At 71.6% G+C, this 23,059-nt stretch carries 22 protein-coding genes; 9 read left to right on the forward strand and 13 right to left on the reverse strand.

Annotated features, from left to right (window positions below; translation table 11 throughout):
• Nucleotides 1–63 precede the first annotated feature (63 nt).
• Both ACFY01_RS37995 and ACFY01_RS38000 read right to left on the reverse strand, forming a co-directional pair.
• On the reverse strand, nt 64–1,011 hold the full coding sequence (locus ACFY01_RS37995; protein WP_390740344.1) for a DUF3558 domain-containing protein: 948 nt from the start codon (nt 1,009–1,011) through the stop codon (nt 64–66).
• A 118-nt stretch (nt 1,012–1,129) separates the two neighbouring features.
• A complete protein-coding gene (locus ACFY01_RS38000) occupies nt 1,130–2,020 on the reverse strand; it encodes a DUF3558 domain-containing protein (RefSeq protein WP_390740345.1) in 891 nt (296 codons plus the stop codon).
• A gap of 215 nt (nt 2,021–2,235) precedes the next feature.
• Here ACFY01_RS38000 and ACFY01_RS38005 point away from each other — a divergent pair, with 215 nt between their 5' ends.
• Complete coding sequence (locus ACFY01_RS38005; protein ID WP_390740346.1) at nt 2,236–3,429, forward strand: RtcB family protein; 1,194 nt, start codon at nt 2,236–2,238, stop codon at nt 3,427–3,429.
• 1 nt (nt 3,430) lies between these two features.
• On the opposite strand, the gene ACFY01_RS38010 is transcribed toward ACFY01_RS38005, so the two are convergent.
• The 4 genes from ACFY01_RS38010 to ACFY01_RS38025 all read right to left on the reverse strand — a co-directional run bounded on the left by ACFY01_RS38010 (nt 3,431) and on the right by ACFY01_RS38025 (nt 6,078).
• The gene (locus ACFY01_RS38010) at nt 3,431–4,699 is read right to left on the reverse strand and encodes a tyrosine-protein phosphatase (RefSeq protein WP_390740347.1); all 1,269 of its coding nucleotides are present in this window, start codon (nt 4,697–4,699) and stop codon (nt 3,431–3,433) included.
• A gap of 22 nt (nt 4,700–4,721) precedes the next feature.
• Nucleotides 4,722–4,874: a hypothetical protein gene (locus ACFY01_RS38015; RefSeq protein WP_390740348.1), complete on the reverse strand. Its 153-nt coding sequence runs from the start codon at nt 4,872–4,874 to the stop codon at nt 4,722–4,724.
• Nucleotides 4,871–5,647, reverse strand: a complete 777-nt coding sequence (locus ACFY01_RS38020) for an SDR family NAD(P)-dependent oxidoreductase (protein ID WP_390740349.1) — start codon at nt 5,645–5,647, stop codon at nt 4,871–4,873. Before ACFY01_RS38020 ends, ACFY01_RS38015 begins: the two co-directional genes overlap by 4 nt.
• A 92-nt stretch (nt 5,648–5,739) precedes the next feature.
• On the reverse strand, nt 5,740–6,078 hold the full coding sequence (locus ACFY01_RS38025) for a YnfA family protein (protein WP_390740350.1): 339 nt from the start codon (nt 6,076–6,078) through the stop codon (nt 5,740–5,742).
• A gap of 117 nt (nt 6,079–6,195) precedes the next feature.
• Here ACFY01_RS38025 and ACFY01_RS38030 point away from each other — a divergent pair, with 117 nt between their 5' ends.
• Entirely contained in the window at nt 6,196–6,702 is a 507-nt protein-coding gene (locus tag ACFY01_RS38030) for a hypothetical protein (protein ID WP_390740351.1), read from the forward strand.
• Nucleotides 6,703–6,787: 85 nt separating this feature from the next.
• Nucleotides 6,788–7,273, forward strand: a complete 486-nt coding sequence (locus ACFY01_RS38035) for a MarR family winged helix-turn-helix transcriptional regulator (protein ID WP_390740352.1) — start codon at nt 6,788–6,790, stop codon at nt 7,271–7,273.
• On the opposite strand, the gene ACFY01_RS38040 is transcribed toward ACFY01_RS38035, so the two are convergent.
• Entirely contained in the window at nt 7,270–7,707 is a 438-nt protein-coding gene (locus tag ACFY01_RS38040) for a winged helix-turn-helix transcriptional regulator (protein WP_390740353.1), read from the reverse strand. The two genes, ACFY01_RS38035 and ACFY01_RS38040, sit on opposite strands and share 4 nt — an antisense overlap.
• A gap of 135 nt (nt 7,708–7,842) precedes the next feature.
• On the opposite strand from ACFY01_RS38040, the gene ACFY01_RS38045 reads away from it, so the two are divergent.
• The 5 genes from ACFY01_RS38045 (at nt 7,843) to ACFY01_RS38065 (ending at nt 12,908) form a co-directional block, all read left to right on the forward strand.
• Nucleotides 7,843–8,748: an NADP-dependent oxidoreductase gene (locus ACFY01_RS38045; protein ID WP_390740354.1), complete on the forward strand. Its 906-nt coding sequence runs from the start codon at nt 7,843–7,845 to the stop codon at nt 8,746–8,748.
• A 103-nt stretch (nt 8,749–8,851) separates the two neighbouring features.
• Entirely contained in the window at nt 8,852–9,943 is a 1,092-nt protein-coding gene (locus tag ACFY01_RS38050) for an LLM class flavin-dependent oxidoreductase (protein WP_390740355.1), read from the forward strand.
• Nucleotides 9,940–10,536, forward strand: a complete 597-nt coding sequence (locus ACFY01_RS38055; RefSeq protein WP_390740356.1) for an FMN reductase — start codon at nt 9,940–9,942, stop codon at nt 10,534–10,536. The genes ACFY01_RS38050 and ACFY01_RS38055 overlap by 4 nt, the downstream gene beginning before the upstream one ends.
• 182 nt (nt 10,537–10,718) lie before the next feature.
• The gene (locus tag ACFY01_RS38060; protein WP_390740357.1) at nt 10,719–11,468 is read left to right on the forward strand and encodes a response regulator transcription factor; all 750 of its coding nucleotides are present in this window, start codon (nt 10,719–10,721) and stop codon (nt 11,466–11,468) included.
• Nucleotides 11,469–12,908, forward strand: coding sequence for an ATP-binding protein (locus tag ACFY01_RS38065; RefSeq protein ID WP_390740358.1), 1,440 nt, complete (start codon nt 11,469–11,471; stop codon nt 12,906–12,908).
• Between the two features lie 372 nt (nt 12,909–13,280).
• Here ACFY01_RS38065 and ACFY01_RS38070 read toward each other — a convergent pair whose 3' ends face one another.
• The 5 genes from ACFY01_RS38070 to ACFY01_RS38090 all read right to left on the reverse strand — a co-directional run bounded on the left by ACFY01_RS38070 (nt 13,281) and on the right by ACFY01_RS38090 (nt 18,508).
• Nucleotides 13,281–15,095 (reverse strand): phosphatidylglycerol lysyltransferase domain-containing protein, encoded by a 1,815-nt coding sequence (locus tag ACFY01_RS38070; protein WP_390740359.1) that lies wholly within the window; start codon nt 15,093–15,095, stop codon nt 13,281–13,283.
• A 265-nt stretch (nt 15,096–15,360) separates the two neighbouring features.
• Nucleotides 15,361–15,651 carry a hypothetical protein gene (locus ACFY01_RS38075; protein ID WP_390740360.1) on the reverse strand — a complete coding sequence of 97 codons (291 nt, stop codon included), beginning with the start codon at nt 15,649–15,651 and terminating at the stop codon, nt 15,361–15,363.
• 129 nt (nt 15,652–15,780) lie between these two features.
• Complete coding sequence (locus tag ACFY01_RS38080; RefSeq protein WP_390740361.1) at nt 15,781–16,173, reverse strand: hypothetical protein; 393 nt, start codon at nt 16,171–16,173, stop codon at nt 15,781–15,783.
• 120 nt (nt 16,174–16,293) lie between these two features.
• Complete coding sequence (locus ACFY01_RS38085) at nt 16,294–17,769, reverse strand: APC family permease (RefSeq protein ID WP_390740362.1); 1,476 nt, start codon at nt 17,767–17,769, stop codon at nt 16,294–16,296.
• A 40-nt stretch (nt 17,770–17,809) separates the two neighbouring features.
• Nucleotides 17,810–18,508, reverse strand: a complete 699-nt coding sequence (locus ACFY01_RS38090) for a FadR/GntR family transcriptional regulator (RefSeq protein WP_390740363.1) — start codon at nt 18,506–18,508, stop codon at nt 17,810–17,812.
• Between the two features lie 153 nt (nt 18,509–18,661).
• Here ACFY01_RS38090 and ACFY01_RS38095 point away from each other — a divergent pair, with 153 nt between their 5' ends.
• Nucleotides 18,662–20,113, forward strand: coding sequence for an amino acid permease (locus ACFY01_RS38095; RefSeq protein WP_390740364.1), 1,452 nt, complete (start codon nt 18,662–18,664; stop codon nt 20,111–20,113).
• Nucleotides 20,114–20,669: 556 nt separating this feature from the next.
• On the opposite strand, the gene ACFY01_RS38100 is transcribed toward ACFY01_RS38095, so the two are convergent.
• The gene (locus ACFY01_RS38100) at nt 20,670–23,051 is read right to left on the reverse strand and encodes an ATP-binding cassette domain-containing protein (RefSeq protein ID WP_390740365.1); all 2,382 of its coding nucleotides are present in this window, start codon (nt 23,049–23,051) and stop codon (nt 20,670–20,672) included.
• Nucleotides 23,052–23,059: the final 8 nt, after the last annotated feature.

Below are 23,059 nucleotides of genomic sequence, written 5' to 3' on the forward strand. Positions count from 1 at the left end.
CCCTCCCAGTGCGTGTTGTTGCGCGCATAGGGTGGCACACCTGTACGGCAAACGTGGTGCCGGTCAGCCCTTCGAGACCGACGACTTCGACGGGGAGGCACTCGCGGACGCCTTCTTGGAAGGCGAAGCCGACGACGACGGGGACGCCGACTTGGAGGCCGACTTCGACGGCGAGGAGCTCGCCCCGCCGGAGCCCGCACCCGAGCCCGTGTCCGAACTGCCGCCCGAACCCTGGCCGTTGGCCTTCGGCACGGCGGCCACCGCCTCCTTGGCCGCCTTCTCGGCCGCCTTCGTCAGACCGCTCGCGTCCGGAGTCTTCTCACCCGCCAGACCCGCACCGTTGTAGTCGAGGGTGACGACGACGTTCTCCACCCGGGCGACCACGGTCTGCTGCTTGAAGCTGCCTTCCTTCTTCTTCAGGTCGTAGTGCACCACCGACGCCTCGTTGCCCGTACCGGCGACCGGCTCCGTCTTGGAGTTCTTCGCACCCGACACCGACTGCGCGGCCTTGACCTGGTCCGCGTAGTACGCCTGCGCCTGCTTCTCACCCGTACCGCGGCCGGCGTCCGAGTCGAAGCGGAGCAACGAGACGTTGAGCCAGCGGAACTGTGAGCCCTTCACCCCGTTGTTGTCGAGGCTGCTCCAGGAGCAGCTGGACCGGGACGAAGTGTCGCTCGACGTGCCCTCCTTGCCCGACTTCGCACCCTCGGGCACCATTTCGCCCAGAGTCTTCTTCGACAACACCGCACACGGCTCGGGCAACTTCGCGTACGCGGCCGCCTGCACGGTCGGAGAGGCACTCGCGGAGGCACTGCCGGCGTCCGCACCGGCCGCGGCGGTCTGCTGCGACCCCTTCGCACCCTCGTCGGACCCGGAGTCCGACGAACAGCCGGCCGCCACCAGCATCACGGGGACCGCCGCCGCGCAGACAAGGAGGCGGGGGAGGAGCTGGACTCGCTGGGCACGCTGGTCGTCTCGCTGGGCTGCTCGCTGCATGGTTCCTTCACTCATGACGCTCGTGTTTCCTGCGGTCGGATCGGGTCCGATGGGTCACGGTACGCGTTGAGCGAGCTGTGCGGCTTCCCTTCACGGGCTTTGCGTACGGCCCCCCAGGGCCTTCGCGGCACCCCTAGCCGTTCAGCACGTCATCCAGTTCGGCGGCCAGATTACGGGCCCTGTCCTGCATTTCCTTGCTGTCCGGGGCGACACCGATCGCCGTCGGCTGCTCCGCGTACTCGATGGTCACGATCACGTTGGACGTGCGGAACACCACAGTCACCGTCCGCTGTTCCGCCGTCGAACCGGAGCTCGTCAGCTGGTCGTCGATGAACGCCTCGTCGCCGAGGTCGTCGAGAACACGGGGCTGGAGATCGGCCGAGTCGGACGGCGAGGCACTCGGGGAAGCGGTCGCCGACGGCGCCACCGTCGACGTCGACTCCCCACCGGCGGCCGAGGCGGACGAGGACACGGAAGGAGACCCGGAAGGAGACCCGGAAGGAGACCCGGAACCGGACCCCGACGCGGACCCCGAAGGGGAGTCCGACGGCGAGTCCGACGCCGAGACCTGCGGCGCGGGAAGATCGGCCGCGGTCTGCTGCTCCCCGAAGAGCTTCTCCGCCTGACTGTCGTCACTCACCGAGTTGTCGTACGACACCACCCGCTCGAAATCGACCAGGAGATGATCGGTCGCGTCCGTGGAACCGACCTTCCAGCGACAGCCCACCTTGCGGTCCGTGTCGTACGTGAGCGTCGCCTCGCCCTGGTACGCCTTGTCCTGCTGGTCCTGGTCGGCGATCTGCTTGACACCGGGCAGCAGCGAGTCGAGCGTGTCGTGATCGATCGCGCTGCAGGGCTCGGGGAGCGTGCGGTACTTGCCGGGCTGCGCCACCGCCGTCGCCGTGGCGGCGTCGCCCGGGTTCGCGTCGTCCGTCGAGCCCTTGTCGCCCGAGCCGCTCGTGCAGCCGGCCAGCAGTGCCGCGAGGAGGGCGGCGGTGCCGGTTACATACGCCTTCCGCTGCACGGTCAGGCTCCTCTCGACGGTGTCCCGGGCGATGGGTCATCCAGTGTCCCCGCTGGTAATTCGCTTGCCGCGGCGGGGCGCCCACTGGAGACAATGTGTATCGCACGCACTGCTGTGAACGCCGGTCCGCTGTCCCTTTTCGCTGACCTTGGCGCTGCTTTTGCGTTTTGCACTTCTTGAGACTTTTGTTGCACCCCCGGGGGAATGAGGAAGACATGTCGTACGTGGAAATGCCTGGCGCGAAGGTCCCGATCCGCATGTGGACCGACCCCGCGACGGTCGAGGACGTGGCCCTCCAGCAGCTCCGCAACGTCGCCACCCTCCCGTGGATCAAGGGCCTGGCGGTCATGCCGGACGTCCACTACGGCAAGGGCGCGACGGTCGGTTCGGTCATCGCCATGCAGGGCGCGGTATGCCCGGCGGCGGTCGGCGTCGACATCGGCTGCGGCATGTCGGCGGTGAAGACGTCACTCACGGCGAACGATCTGCCGGGGGATCTGTCGCGGCTGCGGTCGAAGATCGAGCAGGCCATTCCGGTGGGGCGGGGGATGCATGAGGACCCTGTCGACCCCGGGCGACTGCACGGGTTCCCGACCGGGGGCTGGGACGACTTCTGGGCGCGGTTCGACGGGGTCGCGGAAGCGGTCAAGTTCCGTCATGATCGGGCGGAAAAGCAGATAGGAACGCTTGGATCGGGCAACCACTTTGTCGAAGTTTGCACGGATTCGACCGGTTCTGTCTGGCTGATGCTCCACTCCGGTTCCCGGAACATCGGCAAGGAACTCGCAGAGCACCACATCGGCGTCGCCCAGAAGCTCCCGCACAACCAGGGCCTGGTCGACCGAGACCTCGCCGTGTTCGTGGCGGACACCCCGCAGATGGCGGCGTACCGCAACGACCTGTTCTGGGCGCAGGAGTACGCCAAGTACAACCGCACGATCATGATGGCGCTCCTGAAGGACGTGATCCGCAGGGAGTTCAAGAAGGCGAAGCCGACCTTCGAGCCGGAGATCTCCTGCCACCACAACTACGTGAGCGAGGAGCGCTACGAGGGCATGGACCTGCTCGTCACCCGCAAGGGCGCGATCCGCGCGGGCTCCGGCGAGTACGGGATCATCCCCGGCTCCATGGGCACGGGTTCGTACATCGTGAAGGGTCTCGGCAACGAGAAGTCCTTCAACTCGGCCTCGCACGGCGCCGGTCGGCGCATGAGCCGCAACGCGGCCAAGCGTCGCTTCTCGACCAGGGATCTCGAAGAGCAGACGCAGGGTGTGGAGTGCCGCAAGGACTCCGGCGTCGTCGACGAGATCCCCGGCGCCTACAAGCCGATCGAGCAGGTCATCGACCAGCAGCGGGACCTGGTCGAGGTCGTGGCGAAGCTGAAGCAGGTCGTGTGCGTGAAGGGCTGAGTCACTTCAGCCGCTTCTCCAGCAGGGTCACCGCGTAAGGGCTGCCCGAGCCGCCGTCCTTCGCGGCCTGTGCGCCGGCCACCGTGTAGCCCGCCGCCTCGTAGTACGTGCGCAGGCGGGGGTTGGAGGCGAGGCAGTCCAGGCGGGTGTAGGGGCGGCCTGCGGCGGCGATGCGGGATTCGGCTTCGGCGAGCATGCGGCGGCCCGTTCCGGGGGGAGCCGTGTGCGGGGCCGCCATCAGGCGGTGGACGTAGCCGGCGTCCGGGGGGCGGGGGCCCCAGGCGGCCGGGTCGTCCCACCAGAGTTCCCAGGCGCCCGCGAGGTGGTCGCCGCTGTGGGCCAGCCAGACCTCGCCTTCCCGTATGCGGGTGCGGAAGTGGGCCTCGTCCTTCGCGCCCGGCTTCCACTGGTCGATGCCGCGGGCCAGTTGCCACAGGGCGGCCGTGTCGTGGAGGCGGACCAGGGCGGGGACGTCGGCGGGGGTGGCCTTGCGGAACGTCAGTGGGGGCCAGGACGTGGGCGTGGGTTCCAGTAGGTGGGTGCGCAGGGTCTCCGTGAGGGACTCCGCGTCCAGGCCCAGCGCGCCGCTCACATATGCCTCGGGCGAGCCGTAGCGGGCGGTGAGGGCGGCCAGGAACAGGCGCATGACCGAGGCGGGGGCGTGGCCCCAGGCCGGCCAGGTGGGGGTGCGGCCGGGGTTCCTGGACTGCCAGGCGGCCAGCAGGGCCGGGGTGGCGAGCTCGGTGAGGGTGTAGTCCTCGATGACCGTGGGTTCGGGGATGCCGAGGAGGGAGAGGACGAGGGCGGCCAGTTGGCCGGTGCGGTCCTTGCCGGAGGCGCAGTGGAAGACCAGCGCGGTGTCCGACTCGGCCGCCCCCGCGATGAGTTCGAGTGCCGCGCGGATCTCCTTGGTGCCGTCCTCCGCGACCTCCATGTACCGCTCGGCCAGGTAGGGGCCGGGGGCGGTGTCGGGGGTGAGGGCCGCCTGGTCGTAGGGGCGGTGCTCGATGCTGAGGTTCTGGTAGGCGAAGGAGTCGTGCGCCGGGACACGGCCCCGCGCCTCCACTTCCCGGTCGTGACGCAGGTCGATCACCGTGCCGATGCCCAGGGCGAGGAAGCGGTCCCAGTCGGGGGTGCCCTCGGTCAGCTTGCCCAGGGAGTCGGCGCGGTAGAGGCGGCCGGGGCGGATGCGGTGGCGGCCGTCCGGGGTCGGATAGCCGCCCAGGTCACGGAAGTTGTGCAGGCAGTCGAAAGGTATGTGTCTGTCCACACCCCAGTGTGCACTCGTGTGCTCAATGGGCGTGGCGCACCGCGTAGATCATGACGAAGGCCACGAAGTGGATGCCGAAGAGGAAGTAGGCGAGGAAGTACCAGACCTTGCGCTCGTCCTTCGTCTCCTGGTCCAGGCGGCGCCGTTCCAGTGTGTTGTCGTCGTCGGGTGTCACCGTTCGCGGTGGACCTTGGTGTTGGAGGCCTGGGCGCGGGGGCGCAGGACCAGGAGGTCGACGTTGACGTGGCTGGGGCGGGTCACCGCCCAGGTGATGGTGTCGGCGACGTCGTCGGCGGTGAGGGGTTCGGCGACGCCCTCGTACACCTTGGCCGCCTTCTCCTGGTCGCCGCCGAAGCGGGTGAGGGCGAACTCGTCGGTGCGGACCATGCCGGGCGCGACCTCGATGACGCGGACCGGCTGTCCGACGATCTCCAGACGGAGGGTCTCGGCGAGGACGTGGGCGCCGTGCTTGGCGGCGACGTAGCCGCCGCCGCCCTCGTAGGTGCCGTGGCCGGCGGTGGAGGAGACCACCACGACGGTGCCGTCGCCGCTCGCGACGAGCTTGGGCAGCAGGGCCTGGGTCAGGTTCAGGGTGCCGATGACGTTCGTCTCGTACATCGTGCGCCAGTCCGCGGGGTCGCCGGTGGCGACGGGGTCGGCGCCGAGTGCGCCGCCGGCGTTGTTGACGAGGACGCCGATGGTCCTGAAGGCGCCGGCGAACTCGTCGACGGCCGCGCGGTCGGTGACGTCGAGCTGGTACGCGGTGGCGGAGTGGCCGGCCGCCGTCAGGTCCTCCGCGAGTGCCTCGATGCGGTCCTTGCGGCGGGCGGTGAGGACGACGCGGTAGCCGGCCGCGGCGAGCTGCCGGGCCGTGGCGGCGCCGATTCCGCTGCTCGCACCGGTGACGACGGCGATGCGGGAGGCGGCGGACGGGGCTGCGGTGGCCATGGGGCGGCTCCTCGTGCGTACGGTGATCGGTCCGTGCCCAAGGGTAGGTGACCGCGCCGGGCCCACGGCGGGGCCGTCCGCCCTGCGGGCGGTCAGCCCCCGCTGCGCGGCGCCCACATGAGGACGGCCATGCCGGCGAGGCAGATGAGCGCGCCGGTGATGTCCCAGCGGTCGGGGCGGTAGCCGTCGGCGATCACGCCCCACAGCAGGGAGCCGGCGATGAAGATCCCGCCGTAGGCGGCGAGGACGCGGCCGAAGTGGGCGTCGGGCTGGAAGGTGGCGACGAATCCGTAGGCGCCGAGTGCGAGCACGCCGCCGGCCGCCCAGAGCCAGCCCCGGTGTTCGCGCACGCCCTGCCAGACGAGCCAGGCGCCGCCGATCTCGAATACGGCGGCGACGACGAAGAGGGCGGCGGAGCGGAGGACGAGCATGGGGGCAGCTTCGCACGGGCGCGTCACCTGATGGAGGGCGCCTGCCGCCCGCTTATCGTGGCATATATCCCGTAGATACGTATATGTCAGGCGCGTCAGGTACTTGTATGTGAGGAGATGGGTGTCGTGCGCGGTGTGCGGGGTCTGCGGAGTCTGCTGGGTCTCGTCGTGTCCGGGCTGGCCGTGTCCGGGCCGGCCGTGGTCGCGGGTGGTGGGGCCGCCTGGGCCGGTTCCGGTGATCCCTCGGCCGGCCTGGCCTATCACGGTTCCGCGGTGCTGGTCGGTGACCAGGTGGACGTGTGGCTGACCCCGCGCAACGACGGGCCGTCCGCCGTGCCGGAGGCGAGCGTGCGGCTGCGCTGGTCGGCGGAGCTCGCGGATCTCCAGCAGCTCCCGGCGGGGTGCGCGCGCACGGACGAGCGGGCGGTGGTGTGCCGCACGGGGGCGCTGGCCGCGCACGGGCTGGGTGAGCAGATCGCCCTCTCGGTGCGGCTGAAGGGGCAGCCGTCGGAGGTGACGATGGAGGTCGAGACGGCGTGGCACGGCGGCGCCGCCGATGCCGGCAAGGCGCATGACGTGGAGCGGGTGCTGGTGCTGGCCACCGGCGACACGTACGCGTTCTGAGCCGGGGCGCCGGGCCGGCGCGGACACTGCGCCGTACGATATCTGCACGGCGCAGATGATCACGGCGCGGAGGAAAGGGGCGGTCATGTCCGGGAGCGGTGCGGGGGGCGGCCGGTCGCGGCTGCTGGCGGAGCTGTCCACGGTCTCCCGCCGGTACATGGCGTCGTACGCCCTGTTCAACCAGGCCGTGGCCGACCATCTCGGCCTGCACCCCACCGACCTGCAGTGCCTGAATCTGCTCACCCTGGAGGAGGCCCCGGTCACCACCGGCCGTATCGCGGAGCTGACGGGGCTGACCACGGGGTCGGCGACGCGGCTGGTGGACCGGCTGGAGAAGGCCGGGTACGTCGTCCGGGAGCGGGACGCGGTGGACCGGCGGCGGGTGCTGGTGGCGACCGTGCCGGAGAAGGTCGCCGAGTTCGGGCGGGTGTGGGACCGCCTCGGCGGCACCTGGGAGACGCTCTTCGACGACCTGGACGACACCGAACTCGCGCTGATCGTCCGGCACATGAGGCGGACGGTGGAGCTGAGCGGGGAGCAGATCGCCCGGCTCCGGGAGGGCCGCGTCTAGACCGCCTGGCTCTCCGGAGCCTCCACTGCGTCCTCCGCGTACTCCGCGTCGTAGCGTTCCCGCGCCGCCCGTACCTCGTCGAAGTGGGTCTCCGCCCAGTCCTTGACCGCGGTCAGCAGCAGCGCGAGGTTGCTGCCCAGCGGGGTGAGTTCGTAGTCGACGCGGACCGGGACGGACGGGGTGACCGTGCGGGTCAGGATGCCGTCGCGTTCCAGGGAGCGGAGGGTCTGGGTGAGCATCTTGGGGCTCACGCCGGCGAGCTTGCGGCCGAGGTCGCTGTAGCGCATGGGGCCGGCGGAGAGGGCGGCGACGACCAGGCTGACCCATTTGTCGCTGAGCCGGCCGAGCAGCTGGTTGGTGGGGCAGCTGCGGATGAAGGCGTCGTACTCGGCGCGGGCCTGCTCGCGGCGCTGGGCCGCCGTCATGGTCGCCATGGGCTCTCCTCCGGGTCCTCTACGCACCTTTGGGTAACTACTTACCAATGGATAGTAGCTCTTCCTAGGGTTGTCGCAGCGGTCGGGAAGCACCGCGAACGAGGGCGAACTGCCCACTACCCGAGGAGAGTTGACATGCGTGCTGCTGTGGTGAGGACGTTCGGCGGTCCCGAGGCCGTGGAGGTCGTGGAGGCGGAGGTGCCCGAGCCGGCCGCGCGGCAGGTGCGGATCAAGGTGGCGGCGAGCGCGTTGAACCCGGTGGACGCGGGGACGCGGTCCGGGGCCTTCGGCGGGGCCGGCAAGCAGATCGGGCTCGGCTGGGACGTCGCCGGGACGGTGGACGCGGTGGGTGTGGCGAGCGCCTGGAACGTGGGTGACGAGGTGGTGGCGCTCGACTACGGCATGGTGAAGCCGCTGGGCGCGCACGCCGAGTACGTCGTCGTGTCCACGGACGCGGTGGCGAAGGCGCCCGTCACGGTGGACGCGGTGCACGCGGCCGGCCTGCCGCTGAACGCGCTGACCGCCGCCCAGGCCCTGGACCTGCTGGAGCCGGCGCCCGGCCGGTCGTTGCTGGTGACGGGTGCGGCGGGCGCGGTCGGCGGGTACGCCGTGCAGCTCGCCGCGCGCCAGGGCTTCTCGGTGACCGCGCTGGCCCGGGAAACCGACGAGGAGTTCGTGCGCTCCCTGGGCGCCGCCGACTTCATTTCCGCCGGCTTCACGTCCGGCGACCTCGCGCCGGCGGGCTTCGACGCGGTGCTCGACGCGGCGGTGCTGGGTGAGACGGCGCTGGAGTGGGTGCGGGACGGGGGCGTGTACGTCGGGGTCATCCCGCAGGCCCAGCCGGCGCCGGCCCGCGGGGTGCGTACGGCGGCCGTCGAGGTGAGCGCCGACGGTGCCCGGCTCGCCGAGCTGGTCCGCCTGGTGGACGAGGGGGTGCTGACCCTGCGGGTGGCGGAGACGTACCCCCTGGAGGAGGCGGCCAAGGCCCACGCCCGGCAGGCGGAGGGCGGGGTGCGGGGGCGGCTGGTGCTCGTCCCCTGAGGCTGTGCACGGAGGGACCCGCCGGAGGGGTCGGAATAGACGGACACTGGGACCTGTTGGAGGGCTATAGTTGAACGGTCAACAACTTGGAGGTTGAGCGACCATGCAGTTCGGGATCTTCAGCGTCGGCGACGTCACGCCGGACCCGACCACCGGGCGTACGCCGACCGAGCGCGAGCGCATCAAGGCCATGGTCGCCATCGCGCTGAAGGCCGAGGAGGTCGGCCTGGACGTCTTCGCGACCGGCGAGCACCACAACCCGCCGTTCGTGCCCTCGTCCCCGACCACGATGCTCGGCTACATAGCCGCGCGGACGGAGAAGCTGGTCCTCTCCACCTCCACGACCCTCATCACCACCAACGACCCGGTGAAGATCGCCGAGGACTTCGCGATGCTCCAGCACCTGGCCGACGGCCGGGTGGACCTGATGATGGGCCGCGGCAACACCGGCCCGGTCTACCCCTGGTTCGGCCAGGACATCCGCCAGGGCATCAACCTCGCCATCGAGAACTACGCCCTGGTGCACCGGCTGTGGCGCGAGGACGTGGTGAACTGGGAGGGCAAGTTCCGCAGCCCCCTCCAGGGCTTCACCTCCACCCCGCGCCCGCTGGACGGGGTCCCGCCCTTCGTCTGGCACGGCAGCATCCGCTCGCCGGAGATCGCCGAGCAGGCCGCGTACTACGGCGACGGCTTCTTCCACAACAACATCTTCTGGCCGGCCGACCACACCAAGCAGATGGTCGAGCTGTACCGGACCCGGTACGCCCACTACGGCCACGGCACGCCCGAGCAGGCGATCGTCGGCCTCGGCGGCCAGGTGTTCATGCGGAAGAACTCGCAGGACGCGGTGCGCGAGTTCCGCCCGTACTTCGACAACGCCCCCGTGTACGGGCACGGCCCGTCCCTGGAGGACTTCACCGAGCAGACCCCGCTGACCGTCGGCTCGCCGCAGCAGGTGATCGAGAAGACCCTGTCCTTCCGCGAGTACGCCGGCGACTACCAGCGCCAGCTGTTCCTGATGGACCACGCCGGGCTCCCCCTGAAGACCGTGCTGGAGCAGCTCGACATGCTCGGCGAGGAGGTCGTGCCGGTCCTGCGCAAGGAGTTCGCCGTCGGCCGCCCGGCCGACGTGCCGGACGCGCCCACCCACCAGTCCCTGCTCGCCGCCGCTTCCGAAGAGGTGACCGTCGCATGAAGCTCGTAGTCGTCTCGGCGGGACTCAGCGTCCCGTCCTCCACCCGGCTGCTCGCCGACCGGCTGGCCAACGCCACCGCCGAGCGGACCCCGGCGGAGGTGCGGGTGATCGAGCTGCGGGACCTCGCGGTGGAGATCGCGCACAACTTCACCAGCGGGTTTCCCGGGCGGGCGCTGGCGGACGCGCTGGACGCGGTGGCCTCGGCCGACGGTCTGATCGTCGTCAGCCCCGTGTTCACCGCCTCCTACAGCGGGCTGTTCAAGTCCTTCTTCGACGTGCTCGACAAGGACGCCCTGGCGGGCAAGCCGGTGCTGATCGCGGCGACGGGTGGGACGGGGCGGCACTCGCTCGTGCTGGAGCACGCGATGCGCCCGCTGTTCGCCTACCTGCGTGCCGTGGTCGTCCCGACCGCCGTGTACGCGGCCTCCGAGGACTGGGGTGCGGAGGGGCTGGCCGAGCGGATCGAACGGGCCGGTGGGGAGCTGGCCGCGCTGATGGCGGGGCTGTCGGGGGTCGGTTCGGCCAGGGCCGAGGACGACGGCGGGCTCGCGGTGGTGCCGTTCGAGGAGCAGCTGGCGGCGCTGAGGAACTGACCGGGGTCAGGATCACTCAGCCCGTCCGGCGATTGAGGACGAGGCCGTTCAGGCCGAAGCGGGGGTCTGGGGGCGGCAGCCCCCAGGCGGTTGCCTGGCACACGGTGAGAGCCAGGTAAAAAGGGTGATCGTAGGCCCACTCGCCCCGGCCGAACCGCCGGAGGCCTTGGCAGACTGGGAACGTGCCCCAGACTGTGCTGCTCGCCGAAGACGACCGTGCCATCCGTCATGCCCTGGAGCGTGCCCTGAGCCTGGAGGGCTACGAGGTCACGGCGGTCGCCGACGGCGTCGAGGCGCTCGCGCAGGCGCACCGGACCCCGCCGGACGTCCTCGTCCTGGACGTGATGATGCCGGGCATCGACGGCCTCCAGGTCTGCCGGGTCCTGCGCGCCGAGGGCGACCGCACCCCGATCCTGATGCTCACCGCGCTGGTGGAGACCGCCGACCGCATCGCGGGCCTGGACGCCGGCGCCGACGACTACGTGGTCAAGCCCTTCGACGTCGAGGAGGTCTTCGCCCGCCTGCGTGCCCTGCTCCGCCGCACCAGCCCGGTCACCGCGGGTGCCGCGGGCCCCGCGGGCGGCAACGGCGGCGCCCCCGAGGTGAGCAGGGCCGACCCCCAGATCTCCGACCGGCAGGTCGAGGCCGCCGGGCTGCGCATGGACCTCCAGGCCCGCCGGGTCTGGCGGGGCAGCCGCGAGCTGGAGCTGACCCGGACCGAGTTCGAGCTGCTGGAGCTGCTCGTCCGCAACGCGGGCATCGTCCTCGACCACTCCACCATCTACGACCGCATCTGGGGCTACGACTTCGGGCCCGGCTCCAAGAACCTCGCCGTCTACGTCGGCTACCTGCGCCGCAAGCTCGACGAGCCCGGCGCGCCGCAGCTGATCCACACCGTCCGAGGCGTCGGTTACGTGCTGCGGGAGGACTGAGTGGGCCGCCTCGGGCGGCTGCTGGCCCGGCGCCGGCCCAAGCTGGTGTCGTTGCGCACGACCTTCGCCGTGTCCTTCGCGGCCGTCACCGCCGCCGTCACGATCCTCGTCGGCATCCTCTCCTACAGTGCCGCCGCCCGCCTGGTCCGCGTCGACCAGCAGTCGGTCTTCACGCAGGTCGTGCAGGACGTGCAGGACGAGGTACGGCAGCACGACATGGTGCCGGACGACTTCTCCTCCTCCCGCCCCGGCCACGACGTCGTCCGGCCGGCCCGCACCGACGTCCAGGTGCTCGGCGCCGAGGGCGAGATCGTCGACCACGGCAGTCCCGTACTGCCCGTCACCGCCCGCGACCGGAGCATCGCCGGTGCGGCCGCGGCCGGGAAGCTGGTCGAGCACAAGGACGTCCGGGTCGGCGAGGACCTCTTCCGCGTCGCGACGGTCGCGCTCGGTGACGGGCGGGGCGCGGTGCAGGTGGCGCAGGAGTTCAGCGACACCGAGGACCTGCTGCGGGCGCTCCAGCAGCGCACGCTGGCGCTGATGTCCGCGGTCGTGGTCGCCGCGGGTCTGTTCGGCTGGTGGCTGGCCCGCCGCATCACCCGCCGCCTGGTGAGCCTCACCTCGGCCGCCGAGGACGTCGCCCGCACCCGGCAGCTGGGCATCGAGGTGCCCGTCGCCGGATACGACGAGGTGGGCCGCCTCGGCCGCGCCTTCGACCGCATGCTGGGCCGGCTCGCCCAGTCCGAGGAGGACCAGCGCCGCCTGGTCCAGGACGCGGGCCACGAACTGCGCACCCCGCTGACCTCGCTGCGTACGAACATCTCGCTGCTGCGCCGCATCGACGAGCTCCCGCCGGCCACCCGTGAGGACCTCGTCGCCGACCTCACCCAGGAGGCCCGGGAGTTGACCGACCTGGTCAACGAGCTCGTCGATCTCGCCGCCGGGCAGTCCGACAGCGAGCCGCCGCAGCGGGTTGACCTCGCCGACATCGCCGAGGACGTGGTGGGCCTCGCCCGGCGCCGTACCGGCCGCGACATCGTCCTGCGGGCGTGCGGCGACACGACGACGGACGGCCGCCCCGGCATGCTCCAGCGCGCCATGTCGAACCTGGTGGAGAACGCCGCCAAGTTCGACCGCGACGGCAAGGCCCCCATCGAGGTCAGCCTCGCCGGTCCCGCCCGGTCGGGCATGGTCCGGATCGAGGTCCTCGACCGCGGTCCCGGTGTCTCCGACGGTGACCTCATCCGCATCTTCGACCGCTTCTACCGCGCCGCGGACGCCCGTTCCCTGCCCGGCTCGGGTCTCGGGCTGTCCATCGTGCGGGAGGTGGCCATGGCGCACGGCGGGTCCCCGTTCGCGTTCCGGCGCGAGGGCGGCGGCTCGGTGATCGGCTTCACGGTGGGCGGCGGCGCCGCGGGCGGGACGCACGGCGGGAGCTGAGGGGCACCTGCGGCGGCCGGGCCCGCCCGGGAGCAGGCGAGGACGCGGTGGCCCGGCGTGCTACCCGCCCGTGTCACCTGGCCGGACGCCCGGGGCGCGGCGCTGGACGGGCGCCCGCACCGAGGACGGCGGGGACGCGGCGGGCCCCCGGCGGTGGCAGCCGGCGCCTGGTCCGCCAGGGACCGCGCTTTCCTGGCGGCAGTGGTCGTCTCGTGGTCGACCGGCTCGTACGGGACCACGGGCCCGCGGCGCTGATGGTGGCCGCGGGGGACGCCGCCGCGGTCGCCGCGCACGAGCGGATCGGGATGCGCGGGCGGCTGTCCGGGGCGGTGGGCGGCGCGCGGCGGGCCGTGACAGGCCCGGCCGTCGCGGTCACGGGCAGGGTGCGGACCTGCGGCGTCCCCGAAGACCGGGCAGCCCCGGCAGAGCCGGTGCCGTGAGGAACCCCTCCGCCCGTGCGCTGGCCAGGCCGATGCGCGGGATGTCGCCGCTCTTGGCGAAGAGCAGGAACCGCGGCTCCCACACCGGGCGGTACTTGGCGTTGGCGCGGTAGAGGGACTCGATCTGCCACCAGCGGGAGAAGAAGGTGAGGACCGACCGCCACAGGCGCAGCACCGGCCCGGCGCCGAGCCGCGAGCCGCGTTCGAACACCGACCGGAACATGGCGAAGTTCAGGGACACCCGGCGTACGCCCAGTTCCTCCGCGCGCAGCAGCAGTTCCACCACCATGTACTCCATCAGGCCGTTCTCGCAGTCCCGGTCGCGGCGCATCAGGTCGAGGGAGAGGCCGTGTTCGCCCCACGGTACGAAGCTCAGCAGGGCGCGCGGTTCGCCCTGGGCGTCGCGGCATTCGAGCATCACGCAGCGGCCGTCGGCGGGGTCGCCGAGGCGGCCGAGGGCCATGGAGAAGCCGCGTTCGGTGGTGCCGTCGCGCCAGTGGTCGGCGCGGTCGACGAGCAGGGACATCTCCGCCTCGGGGATGTCCTCGTGGCGGCGGACGCGGACGGTGTAGCCGGCCCGGCGGACACGGTTGTGGGCCTGGCGGACCACGCGCATCGCCCGGCCCTCGAGGGTGAAGTCGGCGAGGTCGACGATCGCCTCGTCGCCGAGTTCGAGGGCGTCCAGGCCGTGGCGGGAGTAGATCGTGCCGGCCTCCTCGCCGGCCCCCATGACGGCGGGTGTCCAGGCGTGCCTGCGGGCTTCGGCGAGCCAGGCGTCTATGGCGCCGGGCCACGCCTCGGGGTCGCCGATGGGGTCGCCGGAGGCGAGGCTGACGCCGCCGATGACGCGGTAGGCGATGGCGGCCTTGCCGCTGGGGGAGAAGATGACGGCCTTGTCGCGGCGCAGGGCGAAGTAGCCGAGGGAGTCGCGGTCGCCGTGCCGGTCGAGGAGGTCCCGCAGGCGCTTCTCGTCGTCCTCGCCGAGGAGTGCCTGGCCGCGCGGGGCGCGGAAGCAGGCGTAGAGGACGAGGAGGAAGGTCGCGGCGATCAGGACGTTGATGATCACGTCGACCCAGCGGGGGGCGTGCACGGTGTCGATCCGGTCGGCGAGCGGGCCGACGCTGATGCCGCGCAGCAGGGTGTACGCGATCCGGTCCTGGAGCGTGGCGCCGGGCACCTTGTTCGTCGCGCCGACCAGCAGGGTGCCGAGGGTGGCGCTGACCAGGATGCCGCCGGCGCCGACGGCCAGGGCGAGCCTGGGGTTGGAGCGGTCGCCGATGGCGTCGAACTCCCGGCGGCCGATCAGCAGTGCGGCCACGAACAGGGCGGTGAGCAGGGCGGAGAGCCAGTTGAACAGGTGCTCGCGGTAGGAGTCGCGGGTGAGCGCGAGGGTGTACAGGCCGAGGAGGGCGCCGGAGAGCAGCAGGTTGAAGGCCCAGGCGGCCCGTTTGCGGCGCCGCATCACGAGGGCGAGGAAGGAGGCCAGCGCTGCCGAGACCAGGCCGGCGGTGGCGAGGTACGGCGTGAAGTACTCGCCCGCGTTGTGCTCGTGTACCTCCTCGCGGAAGGGTAGGGAGATGACCGCGGCGATGTTCAGCGCGGCGAGGACCCGCAGGTACCAGACGGTGGCCGCGGCCGCCCGTGCCCGCAGCCGCGGGCCGGGGAACCCGGGCGTACGGCGTGGGGGGTGCTGGGCGGAGGGCCGCGGCGGGTGCGTGGTCGACTGCTGAGCGGGCAGTGGGGGCATGGTGACCGGTCACCTTGGGACGGGGCGGTTCGGGGGACGGGTGGGCAGCCGGTCGCGCGGTCCGTCGTGCGCCCGGGCCACCGCAGACCCTACATTTTGTAGGGTACTGCGGATAGGGCTGCGCCGTCCCGCACCCTCGGTAACGCGCCACGCGGACAGGGGCGCGCGGGGGCGTGTGCGGCGGTTGACGCGCCGGTTGATGCGCCGGTCCGTGACCACGGACCCAACCGGCGAGCGGCCCGGACCGGTCCGGGCCGGACAGACCCTAGTCGCTCCGCTGCTCCGTGCGGCGCCGGGCCGTCGTCAGCAGCCAGGCCAGGTTGCCCACCGCGGCCCCGGCCGCCACCACGGCGGCGATCACCCCGGCCGTGGTCAGCCCGTCGCTGAACAGGTGTGGCCGCCGGTCCAGGCTGTGCAGCCCGAACCCGCACAACTCGTACACCCCGGCGGCGGCGATCGTCAGGCTCACCACGAGCACGACGACCGTCGGCGCCAGCACCCGCGCGGCCGGCGGCATGCCCGGCTGCGGCGGACAGGCTTCCCGTGTGTCCTGCATGATCTCCCCCGTCGAACAGATGCCTGGGCACGGATACGTGTGAACCGCCGCCGTTGATCATCGCCTGCCGGTCCGTCTCCGGGTCCATCTCTACCCGGAAGCGGTTGGGAACCTACAATACGTAGGGCCTCAGCCGGGCGACTGGAGATGGCGCTCCATACTGGTCGCGGTGCCGTTCGGCCGCGTGATCGTGAAGCTCTTCGCGGTGTAGGAGGAGCCGTTCGCGCAGCTCACGATCGCTACGGCCATCGTGCCCCGCGGGTCCTGGGTGATGCTCTTGAAGGTGACCGAGTAGTCGTTCGTGTCCGCCAGGTCCGCTCGCTGGTCCACCCGGGTCTCCGAGCCCGCCGTCATCGACACCCTGACGGGTGAGGCCCCGTCGGCGCAGTCGTCGACCGATCCCGAGACCGTGACCACTCCGCTTCCCGGGTCGGCCGCCGCGGGGCCCGCCGCCGCGAGCGCGGTCACGCCGGTCAGGGGGAGGGCCGCCGCGACGGCGAGAATGGCGATGCGATGGCGCATGGCTACTCCTAGCTTGTCGGCTTCCCTCCCAACGTCCGGCTTCCGCGCGAGTGGATCAAGGGAAAGAACTGCCCACGAGCGGCGGGGCAGAACTGCCCCGGACCACCCCCGAAGCCTCGCTCACTCCGCCGCGTCGGCGACGACGGAACCGACCCGTTCGGCCAGGCTCGGATCGCGGCGGACCAGGAGCGTGGCGTAGCCGACGGCGGCCAGCAGGGTGACGAGCGCCGCGACGGGGAACCAGTTGTACGGCGCGGGCTGACCGGGCTTGGCGAGGTAGTAGAGCGGGACCAGGATGGCCAGGGCGCCGGTCGCGGGCAGCACCAGGTGCCGTACCGTCCGGAACTCCTGCGGCCGGTAGCGGCGGTAGTACAGCGGCAGGGCGATGTTGGACGCGAGGTAGACCAGCAGGATCAGGATGGAGCCCAGGCTGGAGGACTCGGCGAAGAAGACCACGGGGTTCATCGGCCCGCCGTCCGCCCCGAGCAGATGACCCAGGCCCCAGCCGCCGATGATCAGCAGGGAGATGGCGGTGAAGGTGACGATCGCGTTGGTCGGCGTCCGGCGGGTGGGGTGCACGTAGCCGAAGAAGGACGGCAGCAGGCCCTCGCGTCCGGCGTTGAACACCAGGCGGGCCTGGGAGTTGATACCGGCGATCAGCACGCCGAGGGTGGAGGTCAGGCCCCCGAGGTAGGCGAGGAAGGCGAGTCCTCCGAGGGTGTCGTGGGCGACGTCGACGAAGGGGATGCGGGCGTCGCCGAGCCTGGCCACGTCGTAGTCGAAGCCGGTCACCGTGGCGTAGGAGAAGAGGACGTAGCTGACGGTCATGATCGCGACGGAGAAGAACACGGCGCGGCCGACGTTGCGGCGCGGGTTCTCCGTCTCCTCGGCCAGTGCCGCCGAGTTCTCCCAGCCGATGAACAGGTACACCGCCAGCGGGAAGCCCGCGGCCAGGCCCCTGAGGCCGTGACTGATGTGGCCGGGCAGGAACGGGTCCGCGGAGAGGTGGCCGCGGTGTTCGACGAGCGCCGCGACGGAGACCACGACCAGCACCAGCATCTCCACGCCGAAGAAGTAGCCGGCCCACTTGGTGGAGACCACCACTCCGCGCAGCATCAGCACCACCGCCAGCCCGGTCAGCAGCAGCGTCCAGATGATCCAGGGCAGGTCGACGCCGGTGTAGTGGTACAGGGTGATCTGTACGAACCCGCCCGAGATCGCGATGACGGAGGCCATCGCGATGATGTAGCCGAGCCCGGCCAGCAGGGCCGTGGTCACCGCGCTGACCGGCCCGAAGGTCTTGCCCACGAACGTGGTGAAGCTGCCCGCGGAGGGGTGTGCCCGGGAGAACTCGGCGAGCGTGTTGCCCAGCAGCGCGACCGCGATGCCGGCGGCCACGATGGTCAGCGGTGACGCGATCCCCGCGGTGGTGGCGAGGAAGGCGAAGCCGAAGAAGAAGCTCATGGCCGGGCCGACGTTGGCCATCGTGGCGGCGGCGATGTCCGCCATGCCGAGGACGCCGCCGCGCAGACGCTGGGGCGTGCCGCCGGCGGGGCCCGGCGTCGACGACGGGCCGGCGGCTCCGAGGTCGGACATGGCGGCGGCTCCTTCTGCGGTGGGGGCGGTCGGTACGGCGTCAGTCCGGGCGGGCGTGCCGGTGGGCCTTGACGGCGCGCACGGCCGGGCCCAGGGCGCCGCGGTCGAGTTCGGTGAGCAGGTCGGCGTGGCAGCGGTTGCGTGCCCGTACCACGTCGGGTTCCGGGGCGGGCCGCAGCAGGCACTGCCGGCCGAGCAGGTCGGCGGCGAACTCGCGGACCCCGGCGCCGCCGAGCGCTTCGGCGAGGTCGAGGTGGAAGCGGGTCTCCATCTCGACCAGCCGGGCCGGGTCGGTCACCATGTCCATCGCGTCGACCAGCGACCGCAGCCCGTCCAGCCGGCCGGCCGGGACCTCGCCGGCCCCGTGGGCGACCAGGCCGCACTCGAGGAGCAGGTGGAAACCGTCCAGCGCGGCCGCCTCGTCGGGGTCGTGCATCAGGGCGACGACGGTGTCCCAGTCCGGCGCGACGAAGGTGCCGCCCGCGCGGCCCCGCCGGCGGTCGAGCAGGCCGTCCTGGCACATTCCCTCCAGTGCGCGGCGCACGGTGATCTCACTGATCCCCAGTTCCTCGGCGAGGACGCCGACGTCCGGCAGCCGGTCTCCCGGGGAGACGGCCTTCAGACGTACCCGCAGGGCGATCCGGGACCGGACGAGTTCCGATCCCGTGGGCCCCCTGCCGGGCAGGAGGCGGGTGTCCGCGCCGCCGTAGGGTCCGAACTTGCCCGCTGCATTCGCCACGGCGTCACCCTAACCGTCCTGCTGAGCGGGGATGCGTGAAAAATAGAGCACACTGAACACTTAAACAAGGCGAACAGCTCTTGTTTTTTTAGATCGCACTGAACTAATTTCCGGACGCATGTCCTCGTCCCCACTTCCTCCCAGGATGTCGAGATGACCGCGCGTCCCCCGCTCCCCGACACGGACCAGCCGAGCACCACCGCCGAGAGCACCTCGGCGGGCTCCGGCCTGCAAGCCGGACTGAAGAACCGCCATCTGTCGATGATCGCCATCGGCGGTGTCATCGGCGCCGGCCTGTTCGTCGGCTCCGGCTCCGGCATCGCCGCCGCCGGCCCCGGCATCCTCATCTCGTACGCCCTCGTCGGCGCCCTCGTCGTCCTCGTCATGCGCATGCTGGGCGAGATGGCCGCGGCCAACCCGACCTCCGGCTCGTTCTCCGCCTACGCCGACCGTGCGCTCGGCCGCTGGGCCGGATTCACCATCGGCTGGCTGTACTGGTTCTTCTGGGTCGTGGTGCTCGCGGTCGAGGCGACCGCCGGCGCGAAGATCCTGGCCGGCTGGGTCCCGGCGGTCCCGCAGTGGGGCTGGGCACTGATCGTCATGCTCGTCCTCACCGCCAGCAACCTGGCCTCGGTCAGCTCCTACGGCGAGTTCGAGTTCTGGTTCGCCGGCATCAAGGTCGTCGCCATCGCCGCGTTCATCGTGCTCGGCGCCCTCGCGATCTTCGGCCTGCTGCCCGGCTCGGACCACCCGGCGTCCGGCTTCTCCAACCTCACCGCGCACGGCGGCTTCCTGCCGCACGGCCCCGGCGCCATCCTCACCGGCGTCCTGATGGTCGTCTTCTCCTTCATGGGCAGCGAGATCGTCACCCTGGCCGCCGGCGAGTCCGCGGACCCGCGCGGCGCGGTCACCAAGGCCACCAACAGCGTGATCTGGCGGATCGCGGTGTTCTACCTCGGCTCGATCCTCATCGTGGTGTCGCTGCTGCGCTGGGACGACCCGGCGATCCTCAAGGACGGCTCGTACGTCGCCGCCCTGAGCTCCATCGGCATCCCGCACGCCGGTGAGATCATGAACGCCATCGTGCTGACCTCGGTGCTGTCCTGTCTCAACTCGGGCCTGTACACCGCCTCCCGGATGGCGTTCTCCCTCGGCGGCCGCAGCGACGCGCCGGCCTCCTTCGGCCGCACCACGGACCGGGGCGTCCCCCGTACGGCCATCCTCGCCTCGGTGGTCTTCGGCTTCGTCGCCGTCGCCTTCAACTACCTGTGGCCGGACACCGTCTTCCAGTTCCTGCTGAACTCCTCCGGCGCGATCGCCCTCTTCGTCTGGCTGGTCATCTGCTTCTCCCAGCTGCGCATGCGCAAGATCATCGAGCGGGAGACGCCCGAGAAGCTGATCGTCCGGATGTGGCTCTACCCCTACCTGACCTGGGCCACCATCACCCTGATCGTCTTCGTGCTCGGCTACATGCTCACCGACACCGCCGACGGCGGCGGCCGCGACCAGGTGGTCCTGTCCACGCTGGTGGCCGTCGGCGTGGTGGCCGTCGCACTGGTCCGCGAACGCCTCGGGCGGACACGCGACGCGGTCCCCTCCGCGTAGCGCCTGTCCGGGTAGCGCCTGTCCGGCGGATCAGGCCGCGGGAAGGGCCGTGCCCCTCAGCGCGAGGGGCACGCCGGGCCCCGCGTCCGCGGCGTGATCCGCCGGAGGGAACCCGGGTCCAGGACCCGCCGGGCGGCGGTGCGGCTCTCCGGCCGCACCGCCGCCGCGTCGTTGCCGCGACGGTGCGCGGCGTTCGCCGTGACCGGCGGCGCGGGCGATGACACCTGTCGGCCCGCCCCGGCCGCGCGGGGGCGACGGCGCCCACCCGGCGGGTCCGGCCGGCGTCCGGCCGTGGTCTCGGCACGGCGGACTGTCGTCCGCCGGCGCCGTGGAGCCGACGGTCGCCGTGTGCCGGCGTGCGCCGCTGTGCGCCGCCGGGCGTGGCCCGCAGGCGGGCGGGCCGGGAGATCGCCCGGCCGGGGCCGCGTCCGCCGTGGCCGCGGAGGCGGTCGGTAGCCGTGCCGGCGGCTGCCGTGCCCGGCGGCTGTCGTGCCCGGCGGCTGTCGTGCACCGATCGCCGGCCCCGGCCCTGGCCCTGGCCAAGGCCGGTCGCGGCTCAGGCGCCGACGTACGTCGCGAGGTGTTCGGCGGTGAGGGTGGTGCGGGTGGTGACGAGGTCGGTGGGGGTGCCCTCGAAGACGACGCGGCCGCCGTCGTGGCCGGCGCCGGGGCCGAGGTCGATGATCCAGTCGGCGTGCGCCATGACCGCCTGGTGGTGCTCGATGACGATCACGGACTTGCCGGAGTCGACCAACCGGTCGAGCAGACCGAGGAGTTGCTCGACGTCGGCGAGGTGGAGACCGGTGGTCGGCTCGTCGAGGACGTAGACGCCGCCCTTCTCCGCCATGTGCGTGGCCAGCTTCAGGCGCTGCCGCTCACCGCCGGAGAGCGTGGTGAGCGGCTGGCCGAGGGTGAGGTAGCCGAGCCCGACGTCCGCGAGGCGCTCCAGGACCTTGTGCGCGGCCGGGGTGCGCGCCTCGCCCTCGGCGAAGAACTCCAGGGCTTCCGACACCGGCATCGCGAGCACCTCGGAGATGTCCCGGCCGCCGAGGCGGTATTCGAGGACCGAGGCGTCGAACCGCTTGCCCTCGCAGTCCTCGCAGGTGCTGGCGACCCCGGCCATCATCGCCAGGTCGGTGTAGATGACGCCGGCGCCGTTGCACGTGGGGCACGCGCCCTCGGAGTTGGCGCTGAACAAGGCGGGCTTGACCCCGTTGGCCTTGGCGAACGCCTTGCGGATCGGCTCCAGGAGACCGGTGTACGTCGCCGGGTTGCTGCGCCGCGAACCCCGGATCGGGCTCTGGTCGACCGAGACGACCCCGAGGTCCGTGGGGATGGACCGGTGTACGAGCGAGCTCTTGCCGGACCCCGCGACACCGGTGATCACGGTGAGCACGCCGAGCGGGACGTCCACGTCGACGTCCCGGAGGTTGTTCGCCGAGGCGCCGCGGATCTCCAGGGCACCGGTGGGCCGGCGCACCTCGTCCTTGAGCGAGGCGCGGTCGTCGAGGTGGCGGCCGGTGACGGTGTCGCTGCCGCGCAGCTTGCCGACGGTGCCCTCGAAGCAGACGGTGCCGCCCGCCGTACCGGCGCCGGGGCCGAGGTCGACCACGTGGTCGGCGATCTCGATGACCTCCGGCTTGTGCTCGACGACGAGCACCGTGTTGCCCTTGTCCCGCAGCCGCAGCAGCAGGCCGTTCATCCGCTGGATGTCGTGCGGGTGCAGACCCGCGGTCGGCTCGTCGAAGACGTACGTGACGTCGGTGAGTGACGAACCGAGGTGGCGGATCATCTTGACGCGCTGCGCCTCACCGCCCGACAGCGTGCCCGCGGGCCGGTCCAGCGAGAGGTAGCCGAGGCCGATCTCCACGAACGAGTCGAGGCTCTGCTGGAGCGCGGTGAGCAGCGGCGCCACCGACGGCTCGTCGAGGGCGCGTACCCAGTCGGCCAGGTCCCTGATCTCCATCCGGCAGGCGTCCGCGATGGAGATCTTCCCGATCTTCGAGGCGCGGGCGTGCTCGGCGAGCCGGGTGCCGTCGCATTCGGGGCAGGTGGCGAAGGTGACCGCGCGCTCCACGAACGCCCGGACGTGCGGCTGCATCGCCTCCTTGTCCTTGGACAGCATCGACTTCTGGATGCGCGGGATCAGACCCTCGTAGGTCATGTTGATGCCCGCGATCTTCATCCGGGTCGGCTCGCGGTGCAGGAGGTCGTGCAGTTCCTTCTTGGTGAACTCGCGGATCGGCTTGTCCGGGTCGAAGAAGCCCGACTCCGCGTAGAGCCGGGTGTTCCAGCCGCCGCCGGTGTAGCCGGGGATGGTGAAGGCGCCCTCGTTGACCGACTTGCTGTCGTCGTAGAGCTGGGTCAGGTCGAGGTCGGAGACCGAGCCGCGGCCCTCGCAGCGCGGGCACATGCCGCCGACCCGGTTGAAGGTGACCTTCTCCGCCTTCTTGGCGCCCCGCTCCACCTTGATCGCACCGGAGGCCGAGACCGAGGGCACGTTGAAGGCGAACGCTCCGGGCGGGCCGACGTAGGGCTTGCCGAGCCGGCTGAACAGGATCCGCAGCATCGCGTTGGCGTCGGTCGCGGTGCCGACCGTGGAGCGCGGGTCGGCGCCCATCCGCTGCTGGTCGACGCTGATCACGGTGGTCAGACCGTCGAGGACGTCGACCTCGGGCCGCGACAGGTTCGGCATGAAGCCCTGGACGAACGCGCTGTACGTCTCGTTGATCAGCCGCTGCGACTCGGCGGCGATCGTGTCGAACACCAGCGAGCTCTTGCCCGAGCCGGAGACACCGGTGAACACCGTCAGCCGGCGCTTCGGGATCTCGATGCTGACGTCCTTGAGGTTGTTCTCGCGCGCGCCGTGCACCCGGATCAGATCGTGGCTGTCGGCTACGTGCGACGCGGGCGGCTGGGTGTCCGTGTTCGTGGCCATGCACGCAC

It is taken from the genome of Streptomyces sp. NPDC001480, from assembly GCF_042894725.1.
In the GTDB taxonomy this organism is placed as follows: domain Bacteria; phylum Actinomycetota; class Actinomycetes; order Streptomycetales; family Streptomycetaceae; genus Streptomyces.

Coding starts and splice junctions, on each gene's coding strand:
- ACFY01_RS38055 (WP_390740356.1), top strand. CDS start 9,940: ATGAAGCTCGTAGTCGTCTCGGCGGGACTCAGCGTCCCGTCCTCCACC.
- ACFY01_RS38070 (WP_390740359.1), bottom strand. CDS start 15,095: ATGCCCCCACTGCCCGCTCAGCAGTCGACCACGCACCCGCCGCGGCCC.
- ACFY01_RS38030 (WP_390740351.1), top strand. CDS start 6,196: ATGGGTGTCGTGCGCGGTGTGCGGGGTCTGCGGAGTCTGCTGGGTCTC.
- ACFY01_RS38020 (WP_390740349.1), bottom strand. CDS start 5,647: ATGGCCACCGCAGCCCCGTCCGCCGCCTCCCGCATCGCCGTCGTCACC.
- ACFY01_RS38040 (WP_390740353.1), bottom strand. CDS start 7,707: ATGGCGACCATGACGGCGGCCCAGCGCCGCGAGCAGGCCCGCGCCGAG.
- ACFY01_RS38100 (WP_390740365.1), bottom strand. CDS start 23,051: ATGGCCACGAACACGGACACCCAGCCGCCCGCGTCGCACGTAGCCGAC.
- ACFY01_RS38085 (WP_390740362.1), bottom strand. CDS start 17,769: ATGTCCGACCTCGGAGCCGCCGGCCCGTCGTCGACGCCGGGCCCCGCC.
- ACFY01_RS38025 (WP_390740350.1), bottom strand. CDS start 6,078: ATGCTCGTCCTCCGCTCCGCCGCCCTCTTCGTCGTCGCCGCCGTATTC.
- ACFY01_RS38080 (WP_390740361.1), bottom strand. CDS start 16,173: ATGCGCCATCGCATCGCCATTCTCGCCGTCGCGGCGGCCCTCCCCCTG.
- ACFY01_RS38035 (WP_390740352.1), top strand. CDS start 6,788: ATGTCCGGGAGCGGTGCGGGGGGCGGCCGGTCGCGGCTGCTGGCGGAG.
- ACFY01_RS38095 (WP_390740364.1), top strand. CDS start 18,662: ATGACCGCGCGTCCCCCGCTCCCCGACACGGACCAGCCGAGCACCACC.
- ACFY01_RS38050 (WP_390740355.1), top strand. CDS start 8,852: ATGCAGTTCGGGATCTTCAGCGTCGGCGACGTCACGCCGGACCCGACC.
- ACFY01_RS37995 (WP_390740344.1), bottom strand. CDS start 1,011: ATGAGTGAAGGAACCATGCAGCGAGCAGCCCAGCGAGACGACCAGCGT.
- ACFY01_RS38075 (WP_390740360.1), bottom strand. CDS start 15,651: ATGCAGGACACACGGGAAGCCTGTCCGCCGCAGCCGGGCATGCCGCCG.
- ACFY01_RS38045 (WP_390740354.1), top strand. CDS start 7,843: ATGCGTGCTGCTGTGGTGAGGACGTTCGGCGGTCCCGAGGCCGTGGAG.
- ACFY01_RS38005 (WP_390740346.1), top strand. CDS start 2,236: ATGTCGTACGTGGAAATGCCTGGCGCGAAGGTCCCGATCCGCATGTGG.